Source organism: Caulobacter sp. FWC26, from assembly GCF_002742645.2.
Taxonomy (GTDB): Bacteria; Pseudomonadota; Alphaproteobacteria; order Caulobacterales; family Caulobacteraceae; genus Caulobacter.
The window spans coordinates 4,113,471-4,131,510 of the sequence record NZ_CP033875.1; the positions used below are offsets into that span (position 1 = coordinate 4,113,471).

18 protein-coding genes and 1 other RNA gene are annotated in these 18,040 nt (G+C 67.1%); 6 read left to right on the forward strand and 13 right to left on the reverse strand.

The genetic code is table 11. The features are described 5' to 3' along the window. Nucleotides 1-17 precede the first annotated feature (17 nt). Both CSW63_RS21205 and dapE read right to left on the reverse strand, forming a co-directional pair. Nucleotides 18-938 carry a glutaminase gene (locus tag CSW63_RS21205; RefSeq protein WP_062094761.1) on the reverse strand — a complete coding sequence of 307 codons (921 nt, stop codon included), beginning with the start codon at nucleotides 936-938 and terminating at the stop codon, nucleotides 18-20. A 17-nt stretch (nucleotides 939-955) separates the two neighbouring features. Further along, entirely contained in the window at nucleotides 956-2,116 is a 1,161-nt protein-coding gene (dapE, locus tag CSW63_RS21210; protein WP_062094762.1) for a succinyl-diaminopimelate desuccinylase, read from the reverse strand. 64 nt (nucleotides 2,117-2,180) lie between these two features. Here dapE and CSW63_RS21215 point away from each other — a divergent pair, with 64 nt between their 5' ends. Then, nucleotides 2,181-2,660, forward strand: coding sequence for a cupin domain-containing protein (locus CSW63_RS21215; protein ID WP_062094764.1), 480 nt, complete (start codon nucleotides 2,181-2,183; stop codon nucleotides 2,658-2,660). A 14-nt stretch (nucleotides 2,661-2,674) separates the two neighbouring features. On the opposite strand, the gene CSW63_RS21220 is transcribed toward CSW63_RS21215, so the two are convergent. From CSW63_RS21220 to ffs, 7 genes are all read right to left on the reverse strand, one after another. After that, nucleotides 2,675-3,307 (reverse strand): glutathione S-transferase family protein, encoded by a 633-nt coding sequence (locus CSW63_RS21220; protein ID WP_099503004.1) that lies wholly within the window; start codon nucleotides 3,305-3,307, stop codon nucleotides 2,675-2,677. Between the two features lie 60 nt (nucleotides 3,308-3,367). After that, nucleotides 3,368-3,889: a peptide deformylase gene (gene def, locus CSW63_RS21225; RefSeq protein WP_062094769.1), complete on the reverse strand. Its 522-nt coding sequence runs from the start codon at nucleotides 3,887-3,889 to the stop codon at nucleotides 3,368-3,370. Between the two features lie 8 nt (nucleotides 3,890-3,897). After that, a complete protein-coding gene (gene rmuC, locus CSW63_RS21230; protein WP_062094771.1) occupies nucleotides 3,898-5,187 on the reverse strand; it encodes a DNA recombination protein RmuC in 1,290 nt (429 codons plus the stop codon). Nucleotides 5,188-5,226: 39 nt separating this feature from the next. Next, on the reverse strand, nucleotides 5,227-5,829 hold the full coding sequence (recR, locus tag CSW63_RS21235) for a recombination mediator RecR (protein ID WP_062094773.1): 603 nt from the start codon (nucleotides 5,827-5,829) through the stop codon (nucleotides 5,227-5,229). Nucleotides 5,830-5,831: 2 nt separating this feature from the next. Further along, a complete protein-coding gene (locus tag CSW63_RS21240; protein WP_062094817.1) occupies nucleotides 5,832-6,161 on the reverse strand; it encodes a YbaB/EbfC family nucleoid-associated protein in 330 nt (109 codons plus the stop codon). Nucleotides 6,162-6,308: 147 nt separating this feature from the next. Next, on the reverse strand, nucleotides 6,309-8,135 hold the full coding sequence (locus CSW63_RS21245) for a DNA polymerase III subunit gamma/tau (RefSeq protein ID WP_062094776.1): 1,827 nt from the start codon (nucleotides 8,133-8,135) through the stop codon (nucleotides 6,309-6,311). Between the two features lie 91 nt (nucleotides 8,136-8,226). Then, an RNA gene (gene ffs, locus CSW63_RS21250) (signal recognition particle sRNA small type) lies at nucleotides 8,227-8,318 on the reverse strand. A gap of 75 nt (nucleotides 8,319-8,393) precedes the next feature. Between ffs and nudC the strand changes: the two genes are divergently transcribed. Then, on the forward strand, nucleotides 8,394-9,335 hold the full coding sequence (nudC, locus tag CSW63_RS21255; protein WP_062094778.1) for an NAD(+) diphosphatase: 942 nt from the start codon (nucleotides 8,394-8,396) through the stop codon (nucleotides 9,333-9,335). Nucleotides 9,336-9,428: 93 nt separating this feature from the next. Beyond that, the gene (locus CSW63_RS21260) at nucleotides 9,429-10,667 is read left to right on the forward strand and encodes an acetyl-CoA C-acetyltransferase (RefSeq protein ID WP_062094780.1); all 1,239 of its coding nucleotides are present in this window, start codon (nucleotides 9,429-9,431) and stop codon (nucleotides 10,665-10,667) included. A 48-nt stretch (nucleotides 10,668-10,715) separates the two neighbouring features. On the opposite strand, the gene CSW63_RS21265 is transcribed toward CSW63_RS21260, so the two are convergent. Further along, on the reverse strand, nucleotides 10,716-12,170 hold the full coding sequence (locus CSW63_RS21265; protein WP_062094782.1) for an AMP nucleosidase: 1,455 nt from the start codon (nucleotides 12,168-12,170) through the stop codon (nucleotides 10,716-10,718). Nucleotides 12,171-12,479: 309 nt separating this feature from the next. On the opposite strand from CSW63_RS21265, the gene CSW63_RS21270 reads away from it, so the two are divergent. Both CSW63_RS21270 and CSW63_RS21275 read left to right on the forward strand, forming a co-directional pair. Beyond that, nucleotides 12,480-13,733: a dicarboxylate/amino acid:cation symporter gene (locus CSW63_RS21270; RefSeq protein WP_062094784.1), complete on the forward strand. Its 1,254-nt coding sequence runs from the start codon at nucleotides 12,480-12,482 to the stop codon at nucleotides 13,731-13,733. Between the two features lie 145 nt (nucleotides 13,734-13,878). Beyond that, entirely contained in the window at nucleotides 13,879-14,295 is a 417-nt protein-coding gene (locus tag CSW63_RS21275) for a DUF6491 family protein (protein ID WP_062094786.1), read from the forward strand. 24 nt (nucleotides 14,296-14,319) lie between these two features. Here the strand turns inward: CSW63_RS21275 and CSW63_RS21280 are convergent, their stop codons facing one another. Together CSW63_RS21280 and CSW63_RS21285 are read right to left on the reverse strand one after the other, a co-directional pair. Continuing rightward, nucleotides 14,320-15,027 (reverse strand): hypothetical protein, encoded by a 708-nt coding sequence (locus CSW63_RS21280; protein WP_127847002.1) that lies wholly within the window; start codon nucleotides 15,025-15,027, stop codon nucleotides 14,320-14,322. Between the two features lie 163 nt (nucleotides 15,028-15,190). Continuing rightward, nucleotides 15,191-16,231, reverse strand: coding sequence for a ribonucleotide-diphosphate reductase subunit beta (locus CSW63_RS21285; protein ID WP_062094790.1), 1,041 nt, complete (start codon nucleotides 16,229-16,231; stop codon nucleotides 15,191-15,193). Nucleotides 16,232-16,383: 152 nt separating this feature from the next. Between CSW63_RS21285 and CSW63_RS21290 the strand changes: the two genes are divergently transcribed. After that, a complete protein-coding gene (locus tag CSW63_RS21290) occupies nucleotides 16,384-17,058 on the forward strand; it encodes a glutathione S-transferase family protein (RefSeq protein WP_168193749.1) in 675 nt (224 codons plus the stop codon). A gap of 52 nt (nucleotides 17,059-17,110) precedes the next feature. Here CSW63_RS21290 and CSW63_RS21295 read toward each other — a convergent pair whose 3' ends face one another. Further along, a complete protein-coding gene (locus CSW63_RS21295; RefSeq protein WP_127847003.1) occupies nucleotides 17,111-17,995 on the reverse strand; it encodes a hypothetical protein in 885 nt (294 codons plus the stop codon). Nucleotides 17,996-18,040 lie beyond the last annotated feature (45 nt).

Consider the following 18,040-nt stretch of genomic DNA (forward strand, 5'->3'; position numbering starts at 1 on the left):
TTGACCCTGATCAAGCCCTACAGCACCGAGCAGTTGGTGATCTGGCTGAACGCCTCCAGCGCCGCCGTGCCAACCACGCTCGTCCCGAACCGATCCAGCTCCGGCGACCAGACCGCGACCGTCGCCTTGCCAGGAATGACCGCGACGATGCCGCCGCCCACCCCGCTCTTGGCCGGCAAGCCGACGCGATAGGCGAAACTGCCGACGCTGTCATAGATGCCGCAGGTCAGCAGCAGGGCGTTAAGGCGGCGGGTCAGGCGCTCGGGGAACACCGTCTCCTGGGCGATCGGCGAGAAGCCGCCGGCGGCCAGCGGCAGGAAGGCGCGGGCCAGCTGGCGACAGCTCATGGTCAGCGCGCACTGGCGGCAATAGGCGGCGACCACCGCCTCCGGGTCATGGGTGATGGTGCCCTTGCCGCGCATCAGGCTGGCGATGGCGCGGTTCTGCCAGGCATGCGCCAGTTCTGAGGTCGCCACCGCCGAGTCGATCTCCAGCCGCTCATCGCAGAGGAAACCTGCGAAGTCGCGGACCAGCGCCGCCGGATCGCGGGTGACGTCCATCAGCACATCGGTCACCGCCAGGGCGCCCGCGTTGATGAACGGATTGCGCGGCACGCCCTGCTCGGCCTCCAGCAGCGACAGGTGGTTGAACGGGGTGCCGGACGGCTCCTTGCCGACCCGCGTCCAGGTCTCGTCGCCCAGCCGGTTCAAGGCGAGGCCGAGGGCGAAGACCTTGGTGATGCTCTGGACCGAAAAGCCCTCGTCTGCGTCGCCGATGACGTGTTCGCCGCCATCGACCGTGCGGACGGCCATACCGAACTTCGTTCCCGGCACGATCGCGAGTTGGGGGATGTAGTCGGCCGGTCGGCCCTTGCCGAAATGCGGCTTCACCAGTACGGCCACCTCGGCCAAGACATCGGGGATCGAGAGCGCCTTCATCCTCGTCCCCGCTCGGCTCAGGCGAAGGCCGCGAAGTAGCGGTTGACCAGCGCCTGGTAGGCGTCGGCCAGTTGGCGGACTTCCTCCACCGGAACGCGCTCGTCGACCTGGTGCATGGTCGAGCCAACCAGGCCGAACTCGACGACCGGACACAGGGCCCGGATGAAGCGGGCGTCGCTGGTGCCGCCGGTGGTCGACAGCTCCGGCGCGCGACCGGTGGCGTCGCTGACGGCGGCGACGATCACGTCGGTGAAGGCGCCCGGCTCGGTCAGGAAGGCCTCGCCGCTGATCTTGCACAGCGCGCTGGCGGTCCCGTCGAAGCCTTCCGCCGCCTTGACGCACTCGGCCTCGATCCAGGCGGCCAGGTCCTTGCCCTTGTGGGCCGGGTTGAAGCGGATGTTCACGCGCGCCTTGGCCGAGGCCGGGATGACGTTGGTGGCGGTGTTGCCCACGTCGATCGTGGTGATTTCCAGGTTCGACGGCTGGAAGCCAGTATAGCCCTCGTCCAGCACCCGCGCCTTCAGGCCCGACAGGATATCGACCAGCACGGGAACCGGATTGGCCGCCCGGTGCGGATAGGCCACGTGGCCCTGGCGGCCCTCAACCGTAATCCAGGCGTTGATGCTGCCGCGACGGCCGATCTTGACCATGTCGCCCAGGAGGTTGGCCGAGGTCGGCTCGCCGACGATGCAGTGGTCGATGATCTCGCCCTCGGCGGCCAGGGCCTCGACGACCTTGACCGTACCGTCCTCGGCCACGCCCTCTTCGTCGCCGGTGATCAGGAAGCTGATCGAACCCGGATGCTCAGGGATCTTGGCGACGGCGGCGACAAAGGCGGCGATGGCCGACTTCATGTCGACTGCGCCGCGACCGAACAGCACCCCGTCCTTGATCTGCGCCTCAAACGGTCCGGCGGTCCAGGCCGCGTCGTCGCCGACGGGCACAACGTCGGTATGGCCCGCAAAACACAGGTTCGGCCGCGCCGTCCCGCGCCGGGCGTAGAGGTTCTCGATCTCGCCGAATTTCATGCGGCGACAGGCGAAACCCAGCGCCTCCAGTTGCCGCTGCAGCGTGTCCATCGCCCCCGCATCGGCCGGCGTCACCGATGGGCGCCGGATCAGGGCCTGGGCGAGCGCGACGGGATCGATGCTGACGGAAACGGGCGCGGGACTGGTCATGATGCAGGCTTTAGGCTTCCCTCCGGGCCGACGCAAATTCGGCACGCTTGTTCCAAGGTAGGTCATGCCCAAGATCGATCTCGCCACCGCCCCCACCCGCGTCGGCACGGCCTATCCCGCGCCGTTCGACCAGCCCTGCCTGAAGCGTCACCGCACCAAGCTGGGCGACGCGGTCGGGCTAGACCAGTTCGGCGTCAACCTCCTGCGCCTGCCGCCCGGCGCCTGGTCCAGTCAGCGCCACTGGCACACGGCCGAGGATGAATTCACCTGGGTGGTCGAGGGTGAGGTCGTGCTGGTCGAGAACGACGGTGAGACCGTGCTGCGGGCCGGCGACTGCGCTGGCTTCAAGGCCGGCGTCGCCAACGGCCACTGCTTCCAGAACCGCTCGGATCGGGACGCGGTACTGCTGGAAGTTGGGTCCCGACGGCCGGAGGAGGACGGCTGCGACTATCCAGATATCGACCTGGTGCTGCGGGAGGGGGAGAGTGTGTATCGGCATCGCGATGGGACGCCCTACGACACCGAGCACGGCCGCCAGCGCTAGCTCTTGGACGAGGCCTAGAACACCGCCAATTGGGCGGCGAAGGCGCGCTGGAAAGCGGGCCTCGCCTCGGCGCGCTCCACATAGGCCGCCAGGTTCGGGTAGTCCCCTAGCAGACTAGCCCCCGCCGGACGGCGAAGCACCGTGACCATCATCAGGTCGCCGACGCCGAAAGGGCCGTCCAGCCAATCGGCGTCGCCAAGCCGCTGGGAAAGGTCCGCAAGACGCAGACGCACCTCTTGTTCCAAGACTGGCTGGCGGGCCGCGAACCAGGGTTCGCCGCGCTCCAGCAGGCTCGAACGTTCGCGCTCGACGATCGGCGGCTGCACGGTGCTGACGGCGGCGAACATCCATGCGATCGCGCGGGCCCGGGCCTCGGGTTCAGACGGCAGCAAGCCAGGATGGGTCTCGGCGATGTTCAGCACGATCGCCCCGGACTCGAACAGGACAAGGCCGTCCGCCTCGTAGGTCGGGATCTGACCGAACGGTTGTAGCGACTTGTGCCCAGGCGCTTTCATCTCGCCGAAGGTCACCAGCCGGACTTCATAGGGCTGGCCCACCTCCTCCAGCGCCCAGCGCACCGGCATGTCCCGCGCGAGGCCGCGTCCGCGATCAGGCGAACTCTTGAAGGCGGTCAGGATGGGGGTCATCGGCTCGTCTCCTGGTCCTTGGTAGCCCAAGGACGGCCGGACGACGAGAACGCCGACAATCTAGGCCGCGCGGCGAGCCTTTTTCACCTTGGCCATGGCGCGGTCGCGGCGCAGGCGCGAGAGGTGGTCGATGAAGAGCACGCCTTCCAGGTGGTCCATCTCGTGCTGGATGCAGACCGCGAACAGGCCCTCGGCTTCCTCGACGATCGTCTCGCCCTGGTAGTTCATGTAGCGCAGAGTAACCTTGGCCGGGCGCTCGACCTCGTCATAGTACTCGGGCACCGACAGGCAGCCTTCTTCATAGCCCTGCAGGTCCTCGGACGAGGCCAGGATCTCGGGATTGACGAAGTAGCGCGGCGCCTTGTCCTCGCCCTCTCGGGCCAGGTCCATGACGATCACGCGGACGGGCTCGCCGATCTGCACGGCGGCCAAACCGATGCCGGGGGCGTCGTACATGGTCTCCAGCATGTCATCCATCAGGGCGCGCAGCTCGTCGGTGACGGCCTCCACCGGGGTGGAAACCTTCTTCAGGACCGCCAGGTCGGCGGCGTTATCGACGGTGAGGATGCGACGGATGGCCATGATGTTGGTCAGGTAGGCGTGTCATTCCCGAGGGTCAAGGTGGGAGATTGTCCCACGGCCTTCAGCTTGGTCAAAGGCCGCACGGCCTGATCGACCATCGGCGGCTCGGGGATCTCCTTGCCTTCGTGATCGACGGACAGATCCTCGAAGCGGCGGGCCTGGGTCAGGACCTGACTCTCCAGCGAGCCGACGAACTGGTTGTACTTGCCCACGGCGCTTTCCAGCGCCTTGCCCATGGCGCCCGCGTGCGCGCCCATGACCGAGACGCGCTTGTAGAGCTCGCGGCCGACCTCGACGATACGGGCGGCGTTCTTGGCCTGGTCCTCGGCCCGCCAGCCATAGGCGACGGCCTTGCAGAGCGCGAACAGGGTCGTGGGCGTGACCAGGACCACGCGGCGGTCCATCGCCTCGGCCATCAGCTCGGGCAGGCGATCCAGGGCGGCGGCCAGGAAGCCGTCGCCGGGCACGAACATCGCCACGAAGTCCGGCGAACCCTCACCGGCGAACTGGTCCCAATAGGCCTTGGACGACAGGCCCTGCATGTGGCTCCGGACGCTCTGGGCGTGGCGGGCCATGGCCGCTTCGCGCAGGACATCGTCGGTGGCTTCCTGGGCCTCCAGAAAGGCGTTCAGCGAGCACTTGGCGTCGATCACGAACACCCCGCCGCCAGGCAGGGTGACCTTAACGTCGGGCCGGCGGCGGCCCTCGTCGCTGTCGACGCTAAACTGCTCCTGGAAATCAAAGCGGCTGTTGAGGCCAGCGGCCTCCAGCACGTTGCGCAGGGTCTGCTCGCCCCAGCGGCCCTGGACCCCCGCTCCGCGCCGCAGGGCGGCCGACAGTTTCCGGGCCTCGGCCTGGGTGGCGGTCGAGGCCTCCAGGAGGGCGGTGATCTGGGCCTTGAGGCCGCCGGTCTCTTCGGCGCGGGCCTTCTCCACGGCGGTGACCTGGGCCTCGAACTTGGCCAGGGTCTCGGCCACCGGCTTGAGTTGAGCCTCCAGCCGGGCCTCGGCGAGGCGCTCGCGGCTCTTGGCGTTCTCGTCCGCGCGCTTGATCAGCTGCTCGGCGATGGCGTTGGCGCTCTGGGCGGCCTGGGCCTTGATCAGCTCGATCTGGGTGGCGCTTTGATCCTCGAGCAGGCGATGGCGCTCCTCGGCCTGGGTCAGGCGTTCGTTCAGCAGCCAGGCCTGGGCCTCGGCTTTGGCGGCCCGGCGTTGCGCCGCGACGGCCCACAGCCCCAGGGCCACGGCGGCCAGGGCGAAGACGAGGGCCAGGATCAGGAACGGATCGGAAAAGTTCATGCTCCGTTCTTAGCCGGAGTCTATCGCTCCCGGAAGGGTCTAGGCCGGCCGTCGCGCGCGCAAAGCCTGGGCGATGGTGCCATCGTCCAGCCAGTCGAGGTCGCCGCCGACCGGCACGCCGCGCGCCAGCATGGTCACCGGCACATTGGTCTGGGCCAGGCGGTCGGCGATGTAGTGGGCGGTCGTCTGGCCGTCGACCGTGGCCGGCAAGGCCAGGATCACCTCGGCCACCTCGCCGCCGCTGACCCGCGCGACCAGCTCACTGATCCGCAAGGCCTCGGGGCCGACGCCGTCCAGGGCTGACAGCAGGCCGCCCAAGACGTGGTAGCGCCCCTTGAACGAGCCGCCGCGCTCCATGGCCCAGACCGAGCCGACCTCCTCGACCACGCATAGCAGGCGGCCGTCGCGAGTGGCGTCGATGCAGATCGCGCAGGGATCCGAAACGTCCAGAGAACCGCAGACCGAGCACGTCCTGACCTTGGCCTGCGCCTCGGCCATGGCCAGGGCCAGCGGCGCCAGCAGCGTGTCCCGCTTCTTCAGAAGAGCCAGGGCCGCCCGCCGGCCCGAGCGCGGACCCAGGCCCGGCAGCTTGGACAGCAGGGCGATCAGGCGCTCAATCTCGGGTCCGGCGGACGAGGCCAAGACTAGAACTTCATCCCGGGCAGGCCGCCCATCAGGCCCGCCATCGGACCGGCGGCGTCCTGCATCATCTGGGCCTGCTTGGCGTCGAGCTTCTTCTTGGCGTCGGCGTGGGCGGCGACGATCAGATCGGCGATCACCTCGCCCTCGCCGGGCTCGATCAGGCTTTCGTCCAGCACCACCTTGGCCAGCTCGCCCGTGCCCTTCAGCGTCACCGTCACCATGCCGCCGCCAGAGGTCCCCTCGACGGTGCTCTCGGCTAGGCGCGCCTGGGCGTCCTGGAGCTTCTGCTGCATGGCCTGGGCCTGCTTCATCAGGCCGCCGAGGTCTTTCATGATCTTGGTCTCCAATTTCGAATTCCCCTCCTTTCGATGGGAGGGGTAGGGGGTGGGGTGATGTGGCGGTCGATGTAGCGCATACCCGCCACCTCGGCAGTCACCCTATCCCTCCCCTTCCCCCATCAACGGGGAAGGGAAAATGGTTCAGCCCTCTTCCTCGTCCGGCTCCAGGGGCGGGGCCTCGGGGGTGAGGAGCTTGCGAATCTCGACGATCTCGGCGCCGGGAAAGGCCGACAGCACCGAAGCGACGAACGGGTCCTTCTTGATGGCTTCCAGCGCCTCGCGCTCCTCGCGCTTCTGGCGCTCCATCAGGCTCTCGGCCCCGCCGCCGCCCTCGGCGGCCACCAGCCAGGGCTGGCCCGTGTGTTCCTTCAGGAAGCGGACGAGGCGCCCCGCCAGGTTTCCAGGCGCGCCGGGCGCGGCCTCGAAAGTGAGGGCGCCGGGACGGAAGCTGATCGGGCGGACATACTGCTCGACGTCCAGGCGCAGGCCGATGTCGCGCTTGGCGGCGATCAGAGCCATGACATCGTCGAACGAGGCCAGAACCGGCATGGCCTGGGCGCCGGGCGCGGCCATCATCACCGGCGACTGGGCCGAGGCCGTCGCCCCGCCAGCACCGCCGCCACCGATCGCAACGCCACCGCCAGGACCGCCGCCGCCCACAGGCGCGCCGTCGCGCAGGGCCTTAAGCGCCTCCTCCGGACCGGGCAGGTCGGCGGCGTAGCAGAGGCGGATAAGGGCCATCTCCGCCGCAGCCATGGCGTCGGGCGCGCGGCGCACCTCGTCATGGGCCTTCAGCAGCATCTGCCACAGACGCGACAGCGTGCCCGCCGAGGTATGGGCCCCGATGGCGGCCAGCCGCGCTGCCTGCTCCTTGGGCATCGACAGGGCGTCGGGCCCAAGCGCCTTCGACACCGCCGAGGCGTGACAGTGGTCCAGCACGTCGAGCATCACCACCGCTGGATCGGCCCCGAAGCCCCACAGGGCGCGGAAGCCCTCCAGGGCCTCCTTGGTCTTGCCCGCCATCACATGTTCATAGAGCGCGATGGTCTGGCTGCGGTCCGCCAGGCCCAGCATGTCGCGTACCACCGTAGAAGTGACCGTCTGCCCGCGCTCGGTCTGGACGATGGCCTGGTCCAGCAGCGAGAGGCCGTCGCGCACCGAGCCCTCGGCCGCGCGAGCGATCAGGGCCAGGGCGTCCATCTCGATCCGCGCGCCTTCCTTGGCCGAGATGCGGTCGAAGTGCTTGACCAGCACGTCCGGCTCGACGCGGCGCAGGTCAAAACGCTGGCAGCGCGATAGGATCGTCACCGGAACCTTGCGGATCTCGGTGGTGGCGAAGATGAACTTGGCGTGCGGCGGCGGCTCTTCCAGCGTCTTCAAGAGGGCGTTGAAGGCCGCCGTCGACAGCATGTGCACTTCGTCGATGATGTAGACCTTGTAGCGCGCCTCGACCGGGGCGTAGCGCACCCCGTCGAGCAGCTCGCGCATCTCGTCGACTTTGGTGCGCGAGGCGGCGTCGAGCTCCAGCACGTCCATGTGCCGGCCCTCGATGATAGCGCGGCAGTGGTAGCCCTCGGTGGTCAGGTCGACCGAGGGGCCCTTCACCGTATCGGTCTCGTAGTTCAGCGCCCGAGCCAGAAGGCGCGCGGTCGTGGTCTTGCCGACGCCCCGGACGCCGGTGAGCATGAAGGCGTGGGCGATGCGGCCCGTCGAGAACGCATTGGCCAGGGTGCGGACCATGGCTTCCTGGCCGATCAGGTCCTCGAAGGTGCGCGGCCGGTACTTCCGCGCCAGAACCGTATAGGCGTCGCCCTTCTCGCTCTCAGGCGGGGTTTCGACAACGGGGCGCGCATCGGCGGCCGGCGCCGGCGCATCGCCGAAGATGTCGGCGGTGTTCTCATCGCGTTCAGCAGGCGCCTCGTCCCACGGCGGCGCGGAATCGGGCGGGAGGTCGTCGTGGTCGGCCATGGCGCGGAGTGTAGTGGCGCGAAGGGCGCAGCAAAAGCCTCGCACCCAAGCGAGCGCGCATCTGCTGACAGAATCTTCAAAGGAAATGAGGTGGAGACCGGCAGACGACCCAGAGGTGATCTCGTTGTGGCTGCTGCCTCTCGGCCCTGACCAGGTTGGCGAGGACTCCGTCCGCGCCGATCTCCGAGCCCTATATCGCGACTCATCGCGCAGGATGCAAGGCTGACGAGTCATTCCGCTCACGCTACAGAGTGGCGCATGCCTCTTTCGATCATCACCAACACCTTCGCCGGCAACCCCCTGGACCGTGACAGCGAGCGTCGCGGCGACGAGGCCTTCCTTGCCGAAAAGCTGGCCGACCCCGAGTCGCTGGCCGTGGCGCTGTGGAACGGCAAGCCGCTGGTCGAGGACATTCTCGACGAGACCGGAAAGCCCAAGGGCGTCCAGATCGCCTATCTGCGCGCCGACATGGCGCAGGACTTGGCCGGCGGGAACGAGAAGCTGCTGTATCTGGGCCTCTGGAAGGACATTGCGGTCTTCGCAGTCGACATCGAGGGCGCCGCCGACCCGGCGGAAGGCGCGCTTCAGGGCCTGGGTCGGTTCGAAGAATTGCGCGGCGCCGCAGCGACCATGCCCCCGGCCGACGCCGGTATCCTGGCCACCGCCAAGTCGATGTTCGAGTGGCGCCGCCGCCATCGCTGGTGCAGCGCCTGCGGTCAGAAGACCGAAGTCTCAGATGGCGGCTGGAAGCGGGTCTGTCCGTCCTGCGAGGCTGAACACTTTCCGCGCACCGATCCGGTGGCGATCATGCTGGCCATCCATGACGGCAAATGCCTGCTGGGCCGCCAGGCTATGTGGCCCAAGGGCATGTTCTCGGCCCTGGCCGGCTTCATCGAGCCCGGCGAGACCATCGAAGAGGCCTGCGCTCGCGAGCTGCAGGAGGAGGCCGGCCTGAAGGCGACGGCCGTCCGCTACCACTCCAGCCAGCCCTGGCCGTGGCCAAGTTCGCTGATGATGGGCCTGATGGCCGACGTCGAGACCGCCGACGCTGCGCCCGACCAGACCGAACTGGAAGAGGTCCGCTGGTTCAGCCGCGAGGAGGCCCAGCAGCTGATCAAGGGCGAGCTTGAGGGCCTGTTCGCCCCCCCGCCCCTGGCCATCGCCCACCAGCTGATCAAGGCCTGGGCCGAAGAGGCATAAAACCTCTGGACTGCCCCAGCGGCGCCTCCCGTTCAGTTCGCATTGAGCCCGGCCAGCAAGACCGGCGATGTGAACTGAACATGGGAGGGCCCGATGGCCGAAGCCTACATCATCGACGCCTGCCGCACGCCGCGCGGCATTGGCAAGGTCGGCAAGGGAGCCTTGGCCGACTTCCATCCGCAGCACCTGGGCGCCACGGTTCTGAAGGCCCTGGCCGAGCGCAACGACCTGAACACCGCCGAGGTCGATGACATCATCTGGGGCACCTCCAGCCAGCGCGGGTCGCAGGCCGGGGACCTGGGCCGCATGGCCGCGCTGGACGCTGGCTATGACGTGCGCGCCAGCGGGGTGACCCTGGACCGCTTCTGCGGCTCGGGCATCACCACGGTGAACCTGGCGGCGGCCTCGATCATGTCGGGGATGGAAGACCTGGTCATCGCCGGCGGGACCGAGATGATGTCCTACACCTCGGCCACCGCGAACGTGACCTCGCCGCCGATGCTGGACAGCGGCAACCTGCGCCTGCGCGCGCGCCACCCGCAGTCGCATCAGGGCGTCTGCGCCGACGCCATCGCCACGCTGGAAGGCATCACCCGCGCCGATGTCGACGCCCTGGCGCTGGAAAGCCAGCGTCGCGCCGATCTGGCCATCAAAGGCGGCCACTTCAACAAGAGCCTGATCCCGGTGCTGCGCGACGACGGCTCGGTGGCGCTGGACCACGAGGAGTTCCCGCGTCCGCAGACCACGGCCGAGGGGCTGGCCAGCCTGAAGGCCTCGTTCGCGGCCCTGGCCGAGATCCCGGTCGACGAGGCGGGCAACACCTATGGCGGGCTGATCCGCAAGGTCTATCCGGACCTCAAGATCGAGCACGTGCACCACGCCGGCAATTCGTCAGGCGTGGTGGACGGCGCGGCGGCGGTGCTGCTGGCCTCGCCGGCCTACGCCCAGCGCAATGGCCTGAAGCCGCGGGCCAAGGTCATCGCCATGGCCAATGTCGGCGACAGCCCGACCCTGATGCTGAACGCTCCGGTCCCGGCCGCGCGCAAGGCCCTGGCCAAGGCCGGCCTGACGGTCGACGACATCGATCTGTGGGAAATCAACGAAGCCTTCGCGGTCGTCGCCGAGAAGTTTATCCGCGACCTGAAGCTGGATCGCGACAAGGTCAATGTGAACGGCGGCGCCATGGCCCTGGGCCATCCGATCGGCGCGACCGGCTCGATCCTGATCGGCACGATCCTGGACGAGCTGGAACGCCGCGACCTCAAGCGCGGCCTGGTGACCATGTGCGCCGCCGGCGGCATGGCCCCCGCGATCATCATCGAGCGGGTCTAGGGGAACCCTATGCTCCCCCGCGCGGCGGGGGAGCATCTTAGTTAAAACTCACCGGAACGGCGGCTCGTCGAAGGCGCGGAGCTTGCGAGAGTGCAGGTTCGGGCCCTCGGCGTGCAGCAGCTTGCAGGCCAGGATGCCGATCTGCAGGTGCTGGCTGATCGCCCGCTCGTAGAAGGCGTTGGCCTGGCCGGGCAGCTTGATCTCGCCGTGCAGCGGCTTGTCCGACACGCACAGCAGCGTGCCGTAAGGCACCCGGAAGCGGTAGCCCTGGGCCGAGATCGTGGCGCTCTCCATGTCGATCGCCACGGCGCGGCTCTGGTTGAAGCGCAGGGCCGACAGGCTGTGGCGAAGCTCCCAGTTGCGGTCGTCGGTGGTGACCACGGTGCCGGTGCGCAGGCGCTTCTTCAGCTGATCGCCGCTGTCGCCGCTGATCGCCTTGGCCGCGTCATAGAGGGCGCGCTGCACCTCGGCGATCGACGGCACAGGGATCTCGGGCGGCAGCACCGCGTCCAGCACATGGTCGTCGCGCAGATAGGCGTGGGCCAGGACGTAGTCGCCGATCGTCTGGGTGTCGCGCAGCCCCCCGCAGTGGCCGATCATCAGCCAGGCCTGCGGACGCAGCACCGCAAGGTGGTCGCAGATCGTCTTGGCGTTGGAGGGCCCGACGCCGATATTGACCAGGGTGACGCCCGAACCGCCCGGCGCCATCAGGTGGTAGGCCGGCATCTGGTGCTTGCGCCAGGTCGACTCCGCCACCGCAAGCTCCGGATTGACCGTGTTGGCGGTGATGGTCAGGCCGCCCGCGCACGACAGCGCGGTGTAGGGGCTGTCGGGCTGCTGCAGCTGCTCGATGCCCCACCGCACAAACTCGTCGACATAGCGGTTGTAGTTCGTGAACAGGATGAACTGCTGCACGTCCTCGGCGGGGGCGCCGGTGTAGTGCTTCAGACGGGCCAAAGAGAAATCGGTGCGCAGGCCGTCGAACAGCGAAAGCGGGTGGTTGTCCTCCAGCACCGAGTTCCACAGGCCGTCGGCGATCTCATCGCCGATGAAGGCCAGGTCCGTGGTCGGGAAGAAGCGGGCGATGTCCTCGCTGCGCACGTCGGCCTGGTTCAGGTCGATCGTGGCGTCCAGGACGTAGGGATAGGGGATTTCCTGCCGCGAGCGGTCTATCTCGATCTCGACGTCGAAGTCATCCATCAGCAGCGTCAGTTGCTCGACCAGATAGTCGCGGAACTGGGCGGGCCGCGTGACCGTCGTCGCATAGACGCCCGGCCGGCTGACGCGGGCGTACGAGCGCGCCAGCTTCGGCGGCAGCGCTTCGGGGTCGTAAGTCAGCCGCAGCTCGGGATAGGCGAACGTCCCATCGAAGCGGGCGGCCGGATCCGGGCGGGTTCCATGTTCGAGATAGGCGCGGAGCGCGTCGCGCAGAGCGCCGACGGCGCGTTCGTATTCGTCATTGAGCCGTTCGACGACGGCGATTGCTTTTTCTTGGTTTGACATGGCGCCTTATAGCGACGTTTTGCGACCTTGGCGAGACAGTCGGGTGACGCAAATAAGAATTTTATTACTTATGGCTTGCGGTTCCGGCTGCGGCGCCTTGCGGGGCCGCCGAACGCGCCTGTTTGCGCAGCTGGACCGACGGAACACGCCGGTCGTCGACTCTAGGGCATGGACGAACCCGCCGGGGTCGGCCACAAGGGCTGCAAAGCTGGAGGAAGGAACCAATGGCGGCGCGGTCGTTCTCGCGCGTCAGTCCTTCCGCAACCCGAACAAAGCCGTCGACGCCGCAGTAGGCGCCAGGGGGACGAGATGAATAAACGCTTCGCCTATCTGATCATCGGCGCGATGGTCATCGGGGTGCTGGTCGGCTGGGCCTGCAACCAGTTCCTTGATCCCGCCGGCGCCAAGGCCGCCGCGAACAACCTGTCGATCATCACCGACATCTTCCTGCGCTTGATCAAGATGATCATCGCGCCGCTGGTCTTCACGACCCTGGTGGCCGGCGTGGCTCATATGGAAGACGCCGCCGCGGTCGGCCGCATCGGCGCCAAGACCATGACCTGGTTCATCGGCGCGTCGGCGGTGTCGCTGCTGCTGGGCCTCTTGATGGTCCACCTGCTGGATCCGGGCGCGGGCCTGAACATGGCCCATGTCGATGTGGCGATGAAGACCACCGCGACGACCGAAGCCTTCACCTTGAAGGGCTTCATCACCCACCTGGTGCCGACCTCGATCTTCGACGCCATGGCCAAGAACGAGATCCTGCAGATCGTCGTCTTCTCGCTGTTCGTCGGCACCGCGGTCGCGGCTCTGGACGACAAGGCGCCGCAGATTCTCGAGCTGGTCGAACAGGCCGCCCAGATCATGCTGAAGGTCACGGGCTTTGTGATGAAGCTGGCTCCGCTGGCCATCTTCGCGGCCCTGGCCTCGACCATCGCCACCCAAGGCCTGGGCATGCTGGCCACCTACAGCAAGTTCGTGCTGGGCTTCTACCTGACCATGGGCGTGCTTTGGGGCCTGCTGTTCCTCGCCGGCCTGGTGGTGTTGGGCAAGCGGGTGGTCCCGCTGTTCGGCGTGATCCGCGACCCGACCCTGCTGGCCTTCTCGACCGCCAGCTCGGAAGCCGCCTATCCGCGCATTCTCGACAGCCTGCCCAAGGTGGGCGTTCGCCGCAGGATCGTGTCGTTCGTTCTGCCGCTGGGCTACTCGTTCAACCTCGACGGCTCGATGCTGTACTGCACCTTCGCCACGATGTTCATCGTCCAGGCGCACGGCGTGGAGCTGACCGTCCAACAGCAGATCTTCATGCTGCTTCTGTTGATGGTGACTTCCAAGGGCATCGCCGGCGTGCCGCGCGCCTCGCTGGTCGTCATCATGGCCACCCTCACCTATTTCGGCCTGCCGGAAGCCTGGATCGCGCTGGTCCTGGGCGTTGATCACCTGCTGGACATGGGCCGCAGCGCGACCAACGTGGTCGGCAACAGCGTCGCCGCCGCGGTCGTGGCCAAGTGGGAGGGCGAGCTCGACGACATCCCGCCCGAAGGCGAAGCCGCCAAGGCCTGACGCCTGCCTTCCGGCCGCTTGAAATCGCCCGCTCCGCTTCGCCGGGGCGGGCTTTTTCGTGTCCAGTTTCAAATGTACAGTAAAAACTTGACAAGCCCCCGAGGAGCGCCAATCTCAAAGGGCGAGGGACTATGAGGACGACGTCATGAGCAAGATGACCCCCCTGGCGCGCGTGGCGCTGATCGGGCTCGCCGTCGCGGGCTTCTCGGCTTCCGCCGCCTTGGCCCACCAGGCGCCGGCCAAGCCCGCCAAGCCGGCCCGACAATGCTTCTACCTGTCCGACTGGCGCGGCTGGACAGCGCCGGACAAGAACACGCTGTACATGAAGGTGCGCGGCCGCGACGTGTATCGCGTCGACCTGGCCTATGGCTCGAACCAGCTGACCTGGCCGGGCTCGCATCTGGTGTCGGTCGTGCGCGGCCCCGACAGCGTCTGTCATCCGCTGGATCTGGACCTGCGGGTGTCCGACGGCTTCGGCTTCGCCATGCCGATCCGGGCCAAGGCGATCACCAAGCTGACGCCGGAAGAGATCGCGGCGCTGCCGAAGAAGGATCGGCCTTAGGGGTCCCAGCATCTGGCCAGGCGCTCAGCGCTTTCGAACGCTGGCCTCGGGCGCGAAGAAGTTCCCCTGTATCGGCACGACGCATGGCGTCGCACCGAGCCTGATTTCGCCTTGCCGGTCCTTCGGCTTGGCGCCTGGGCCGAACTTGATCGAGCAGTTGATGAAACGGCCGTAGGCGGCGCCCGGGCTGACCGCGCCCGGCGGCGCATCGCCGTAGCCCCCGCCCGAGGGGCCCGCCGCGACGACGGCGTCGTAATACGCGCGCTTGGCAGGATCCATGGCTGCAGGATAGCTGGGCGTCGCCGCTTGAAGACGTCCCAGCCGCTCCTCGCACCTTTCCCGCTCCTCGCGGGATAGACTTGCGCCGCGCAGACATCCCCCGGCACGGAGCGCCGTGCGCAACGCGTCGGAGGGCGGGGCGACGCCGGGCGAGGCGGTTAGCGCTGGCGCGGCCGGCGCGACATCCACCGGGGCGGCGGACAGGGTCGGCGCCCCCGGAACTGGCGAGGATACGGAAGCCAAAGCCACGGACGCACGGCGCGAAACCTTAGCCTGCGGACTCTCGGCGTCTGGGGGAGTCAACTCGATTGTCATCAGCGGCAGGTCCGGCCCATCGTCGCGCAGGACCGGGGCCGTAGACCCCGCCAACCAGGCTAGTATGGCGGCGTGCAGGCCCAGCGACAGGACTGTGACAAAGCCCCATCGGTGCGACAGCCGCCCCGCACCCCGCATCACTTTTCCCCAAGCCACCCCGTCCGCGCGCAGAGCATCCCTTCGTTGTGTCGGAAGCGAGGCGGCGCCATGGCGCGAATCGCAAGGATCGACCGCGGGCAAAAGAAAAGGGCGAGATCCTTATGTTCGGATCTCGCCCCAATTTTCTGTGTAAGCGGAGCGCCTACTCCGCCGGCGTCAGGTCGGTCGTGCGCTTTTTCATCATCTCGTCGAAACTGGTCCAGACGCCGTCGGCGCCGTGCCACTGACCCTTGGTCGCGGCCTTGGAGTATTCGGTGGCGCGGGCTTCGAAGAAGTTGGCGTGCTCGACGCCCGACAGCAGCGACTGCAGCCAGGGCAGCGGGTTTTCCTTGACGCCGTACACTTCCGGCAGTTGCAGCTGGCGCAGGCGCCAGTCGGCGACGAAGCGGATGTATTGCTTGATGTCGTCGGGGACCATGCCCTGCACGTCGCCGGCCTCGAAGGCCAGGTCGATGAAGCGATCCTCCAGGCCCACCACGTGCTTGCAGCAGTCGACGATGTCGTCGGCGACGGCTTTGGTCACCGCGCCCGTCTCCTTGTTGAAGGCGTGGTACAGCTTGATGATGCCGTCGCAGTGCAGGCTCTCGTCGCGGATCGACCACGAGACGATCTGGCCCATGCCCTTCATCTTGTTGAAGCGCGGGAAGTTCATCAGCATCGCGAACGAGGCGAACAGCTGCAGCCCCTCGGTGAAGCCGCCGAACATGGCCAGGGTGCGGCAGATGTCCGCGTTGGTCTCGACGCCGAAGGTCTGCATGTAGTCATGCTTGGCCTTCATGGCCTCGTATTCCATGAACGCCGAGAACTCGGTCTCCGGCATGCCGATGGTCTCGAGGAGCAGGGCGTAGGCCGCGATATGGATCGTCTCCATGTTCGCGAACGAGGCCAGCATCATCTTCACTTCGGTCGGCTTAAAGACCCGACCGTAGCGCTCCATGTAGTTGTCCTGCACCTCGACGTCGGACTGGGTGAAGAAGCGGAAGATCTGCGTCAGCAGGTTCCGTTCCTTGTCGTTCAGCTTGACGGCCCAGTCCTTGAGGTCCTCGCCCAGCGGCACCTCTTCGGGCATCCAGTGGACCTGCTGCTGCTTCTTCCAGAAATCATAGGCCCACGGATAGCGGAACGGCTTGTAGCCGCCCGAGGGGGTCATAAGGCCAGGCAGGGCGGTCGAGATGACGGACATGGGAGGGCCTCGGTAGCGCGAGAATCGAGCGGACGGTTTAGGCTAGGCTACGGCAGGCGCGAGCCCGACGCACGCCTAGAGTGCCCCACTACATCTGGTGTGACAATGGGCCACAGACACAACATAGGGGAGGCTTTGTGGACAAACCGTTCATGATTTTCAGTGCGCTTGGCTCCGGCGGCGTCCCCGTCGAGGCGGCCATGTCCTTGATCGGATTGCCCTATGAGGTGATCGAGGCACCCACTTGGGAGGGCGCGGCGCAGCAGGCCAAGGTCGCGACGATCAATCCCCTTAAGCAGATTCCGGCCCTGGTCACCCCGGACGGCGAAACGATCACCGAAAGCGCGGCGATCCTGATCTGGCTGGCCGACCGCTTCCCCAAGGCGAAGCTGGGTCCCGCGATCGACGATCCGATGCGCGCCCAGTTCCTGCGCTGGATGACCTTCATCCCGGCCTCGATCTATTCGCTGTTCTGGGTGCGCGACGAGCCCTCGCGCCTGGGCGGGCCCGACCCGGAGGTCCAGGCGCGGATCAAGGCCGCGACGGCCGAGCGGATCGCCGACTGCTGGGCGATGATGGAAAGCCAGGTCGCGCCGCTGATGAACCGCCACGGCGGCCCCTACCTGCTGGGCGACACGCTGGGCGTGCTGGATCTCTATGTCGCCGTCGTCAGCCGCTGGGGGCCAAGGCGCGTGCGGTTCTACGAGGCCGCGCCGAGGATGGCGGAGGCCGTGCGCCGGGTGGACGCGGACCCGAGGCTGGAGGCGTTCTGGGGGGCACGATTCCCGTTCTTTGACGGGTGGGAGCGGTTGGGGCAGCAGGGGTGAGGCAAGCTCAAGGGCGTAGAGCTCGCGGCCTGACAGCATCAGGCCGTGAGCTCTAATCGGCGGTCGGCGCCGGTTTCGGCCAGACCGCCAGAGCCTGACCATTCCGCATAACGACGACCCTGTCGATGCGCGCCGTCACAAAGCACTGCCGGGCGCGGATTGCAAAGCTCTCGGAGTTGGTCAGGGCCCTGGACGTTACCCCGCCGTGGAAGCCACCGCAGAACGCCGGTGGCTTTTGGCCCAGTTCCGTCACCTCGCCCTCAAGCACAAGACTCATATGACTCACAAAGCGACGCAATTCGCTTTGAGGCAGGTTTTCGACCCTATGGATGACCGAAGGCTTCATACCGCCCGGCAAGCCCGAAACGCCCTTCTCGTCGTAGGGCGCGGCGATGGCGAAGCTGTACACCCAGGATCGTAAGCCACGCTCGTACCGGTCCCCACGCCCATCGCCCAGATCGTCGTTGTCGCGATCGCGCGCCTTTGTTTTGTTGTCGATATTGAAGTTGATTTCGTTGGTCACCTGGCGCGAGTCGAAAACATAGCTCTGTAGCGGCGGCAGCTTGTCCAGGCCCTGAGCCGAGAATTGATCATAGTTCAGCGCCGTGATCTCGCCGGGGCCGATGATTAGATCCAGTTGGTCGCGCTTGTAGTCGTAAACCCAGCGCGCCGGACTCTGGAACGTCATTACGTCCCGCTTCCGGCCGTCCACAAACGGGATCTCGATCCTGAAAGACCGCCCTACCGGGGCGACAGTCGGGGCCTGTTGAGCGCCTTTGATCGCCGCCTTCAGCCCAGTGGCGTCTAAGGGTGCGGCGTCGGCAAACAACGCTGCGGCCAGGATCAGACTACCCAACATGGTGCAACCTCCCGAATACAGCCTAAAGAGATATTTCGGTGCACTATTTGTCAAGCCGCACTCCGCCGGCAGCCACATAAGGATATCTTTATGCGTTAATTGCTCGGAAGGGGTCTCCAGCGT

Coding starts and splice junctions, on each gene's coding strand:
- CSW63_RS21205 (WP_062094761.1), bottom strand. CDS start 938: ATGAAGGCGCTCTCGATCCCCGATGTCTTGGCCGAGGTGGCCGTACTG.
- dapE (WP_062094762.1), bottom strand. CDS start 2,116: ATGACCAGTCCCGCGCCCGTTTCCGTCAGCATCGATCCCGTCGCGCTC.
- CSW63_RS21215 (WP_062094764.1), top strand. CDS start 2,181: ATGCCCAAGATCGATCTCGCCACCGCCCCCACCCGCGTCGGCACGGCC.
- CSW63_RS21220 (WP_099503004.1), bottom strand. CDS start 3,307: ATGACCCCCATCCTGACCGCCTTCAAGAGTTCGCCTGATCGCGGACGC.
- def (WP_062094769.1), bottom strand. CDS start 3,889: ATGGCCATCCGTCGCATCCTCACCGTCGATAACGCCGCCGACCTGGCG.
- rmuC (WP_062094771.1), bottom strand. CDS start 5,187: ATGAACTTTTCCGATCCGTTCCTGATCCTGGCCCTCGTCTTCGCCCTG.
- CSW63_RS21240 (WP_062094817.1), bottom strand. CDS start 6,161: ATGAAAGACCTCGGCGGCCTGATGAAGCAGGCCCAGGCCATGCAGCAG.
- CSW63_RS21245 (WP_062094776.1), bottom strand. CDS start 8,135: ATGGCCGACCACGACGACCTCCCGCCCGATTCCGCGCCGCCGTGGGAC.
- nudC (WP_062094778.1), top strand. CDS start 8,394: ATGCCTCTTTCGATCATCACCAACACCTTCGCCGGCAACCCCCTGGAC.
- CSW63_RS21260 (WP_062094780.1), top strand. CDS start 9,429: ATGGCCGAAGCCTACATCATCGACGCCTGCCGCACGCCGCGCGGCATT.
- CSW63_RS21265 (WP_062094782.1), bottom strand. CDS start 12,170: ATGTCAAACCAAGAAAAAGCAATCGCCGTCGTCGAACGGCTCAATGAC.
- CSW63_RS21270 (WP_062094784.1), top strand. CDS start 12,480: ATGAATAAACGCTTCGCCTATCTGATCATCGGCGCGATGGTCATCGGG.
- CSW63_RS21275 (WP_062094786.1), top strand. CDS start 13,879: ATGAGCAAGATGACCCCCCTGGCGCGCGTGGCGCTGATCGGGCTCGCC.
- CSW63_RS21280 (WP_127847002.1), bottom strand. CDS start 15,027: ATGCGGGGTGCGGGGCGGCTGTCGCACCGATGGGGCTTTGTCACAGTC.
- CSW63_RS21285 (WP_062094790.1), bottom strand. CDS start 16,231: ATGTCCGTCATCTCGACCGCCCTGCCTGGCCTTATGACCCCCTCGGGC.
- CSW63_RS21290 (WP_168193749.1), top strand. CDS start 16,384: ATGATTTTCAGTGCGCTTGGCTCCGGCGGCGTCCCCGTCGAGGCGGCC.
- CSW63_RS21295 (WP_127847003.1), bottom strand. CDS start 17,995: ATGTGGCTGCCGGCGGAGTGCGGCTTGACAAATAGTGCACCGAAATAT.